Below are 2,686 nucleotides of genomic sequence, written 5' to 3'. Positions count from 1 at the left end.
TTTTCCAGTAGATCCTGAAGTATAAATTACATAAGCTAGATTATGCACTTGAACTTCCCCTATTAAATCCGAAGTCCTCATTTTTTCAATTTCATTCCAATCCGTATCTAAACAAATAACCTTCACTTTATCTTTATGAATTCTATTAGATAAGCCCTGATGGGAAAGAACAATTGGTACCATAGAGTCTTCTAACATATAATGAATTCTTGCTGATGGAGCATTTGGATCAATTGGTACATATGCTCCACCTGCCTTTAAAACCCCAAAAATTCCTATAATTAGATCTAAAGAACGTTCCATGGAAATACCTACCATAACTTCTGGACCTACCCCTTGACCTTTTAAATAATGAGCTAACTGATTAGATTTTTTATTTAATTCATCATAAGTTAATGAAGCATCCCCATATTGTACTGCTATATTGTTCGGTACTTTTTTGACCTGTTCTTCAAATAGTTCAGGTAGAGTAGTATCTATCTGTAAATTATTTATTACATTATGTTTTCTTTTAATTATTTGATTCAATTCTTCTTTGTTTATTAATGATAATTGGTTTAATTTTATGTTGGGATTTTCAATTACCTGTTCTAATATAGACAGATAATGTTTAGAAATACGTTGAATGGTACTTTTTCTAAATAAACTAGTGTTGTAGTTAAAAGTTCCAGATACCTTATCTTCCTCCTCAATCATAGATAAGGTCAAATCAAACTTTGCAACATTAATATTTAATTTCTCAGGCCTAACTTTTACACCTGACATTTCAATTATATTTTGTGTTTGTTTCTCTAAAGCAAAAACAGTTTGAAAAAGTACAGAGCTATTACTCTGACGTTCTGGTACAATTTCTGCAACAATATTTTCAAATGGAATATCTTGATTCGAATATGCTCCTAGGCATGTTTGTTTTACTTCTTGTAATAGTTCCCTAAAACACATATCTTTTCTCACTCTAGTACGCAATGCTAACGTATTTACAAAAAAACCTATTAATGGTTCAATTTCTAAATGATTTCGATTTGCAATTGGTGTACCCACAATAATATCTTCTTGTTTACTATATTTATATAACAAAATATTATACGCCGCTAATAACAGCATATACAATGTACCACCCTCCTGTTGGGATAAGGTTCTTAATTTCTCTACTAACCCTTTAGGAATTGTGATATATTCTTCGTCTCCATTATATGTTGCTTTATTAGGTCTTGAAAAATCTCTTGGTAAATCAAGCACAGGTAGATTGCCACTCAATTGTTTTTTCCAATAATTCAATTGTTCTTGTTGCTTGGAACCTTTTAACCATCCCTTTTGCCAAATAGAAAAATCAGCATATTGCATTGTTAATGGTAATAAAGGGGAATTGTTTCCTTTTATAAATGCATTATAAACTTTCGAAATTTCTTGAATTAAAATTCCAACAGACCATCCATCTCCAACAATATGATGCATATTTAGCAACATCCAATATTCTTTTTCTTCTACTTGCCAAATATTTGCACGTACAAGGGGACCTATCTCAAGATTAAAAGGTTTTTTTGCAACCTTTTTTATCTGTTCATCAGAAATTTTTTGTCTTTCCTCTTTAGAATACGCCCGAAGATCAACATATTTAACTTTTATTGACAAATTTGGATTTACAATTTGGATTGGCTGCTCGTCCATTAATAAAAAAGTAGTGCGTAAAATTTCATGTCTTTGTATAATTTCATTTAAACTTTTTTCAAAAACATTAATATCAAAGTCTCCTTCTATCTTCAGAAGAAACGGCATATTATACGTTGAAGAACCGGGTTCTAATTGATCAAAAAACCAAAGTCTTTGCTGAGCAAAAGATAGAACAGGAAGGTCACTTTCCATCCTCTTTTTCATAATATTTTTAGGACTATTCCGTTTTAATCGATCCATTAAAAATTTTTTCTTCTCTGGGGATAATGATTCTAATTTTGCAAATAAATCTTCCTTTCTTTCCATAAACGCACCTCCATTATTAAAAAGTATATTTCGTAATATAACACTCTTCTGAAATTAATAAATTATCTACTCTTGATGATTTATTAATATTGATAATGCTTTATCTGACATCATTTCATCTGTATCCTCTAAATCTTTTAGTAAATCCATCAACTCTTTATCTTGCTCCAGCTCTAGTTCTTGTTTCACAATCAAAACAAATTCCTCTAAGGTAGTAACTTCAAATATTATCTTTAATGGTAATTCTATTTTCAATTTGTTTCTTACTAGCGAAATAAATTTTGTTGCTAGTAAAGATTCCCCACCACTTTTAAAGAAATTATCTTTCATGCTAACCTTCTTATATCCCAATACTTCGCCCCAAATCATTGCAATTTCTTTCTCTAAATCAGTTATTGGTTCTACAAATTTCTGATCATCCCCACTAAATATTGGTTTTGGTAACCGTCTTCTATCAATTTTCCCATTTGGAGTTAATGGAAGTTCTTCTAATACTACAAACTTTGCTGGTATCATATAATCTGGTACATGTTTTTTCATATATTCATAAAGAAAATCCCATTGCATCATGTGTTTATATTTTGGTACAACATATGCTATTAATTTTTTATTCTCATTTTCCTCATAAACATTAACAACTACACTTGAAATTGCATCGTGATTACTTAAAATACTTTCAATTTCTCCTAATTCAATTCTAAATCCTCTC

Annotated in this window: 2 protein-coding genes; both read right to left on the bottom strand. The window is 30.1% G+C overall.

What is annotated here, in order from left to right; genetic code table 11:
- Nucleotides 1-1,977: condensation domain-containing protein (locus RT27_RS31825; protein ID WP_043939347.1), on the bottom strand; the 1,977-nt coding region annotated here is incomplete at its 3' end.
- 66 nt (nt 1,978-2,043) lie between these two features.
- Nucleotides 2,044-2,686 (bottom strand): phosphopantetheine-binding protein (locus RT27_RS31820; protein ID WP_231577733.1); only part of this gene is annotated, 643 nt, incomplete at its 5' end.

Source organism: Bacillus sp. L_1B0_5 (assembly GCF_000836715.1).
Lineage (GTDB): Bacteria > Bacillota > Bacilli > Bacillales > Bacillaceae_G > Bacillus_A > Bacillus_A thuringiensis_S.
This window is presented reverse-complemented; position numbering and strand designations above follow the sequence as displayed.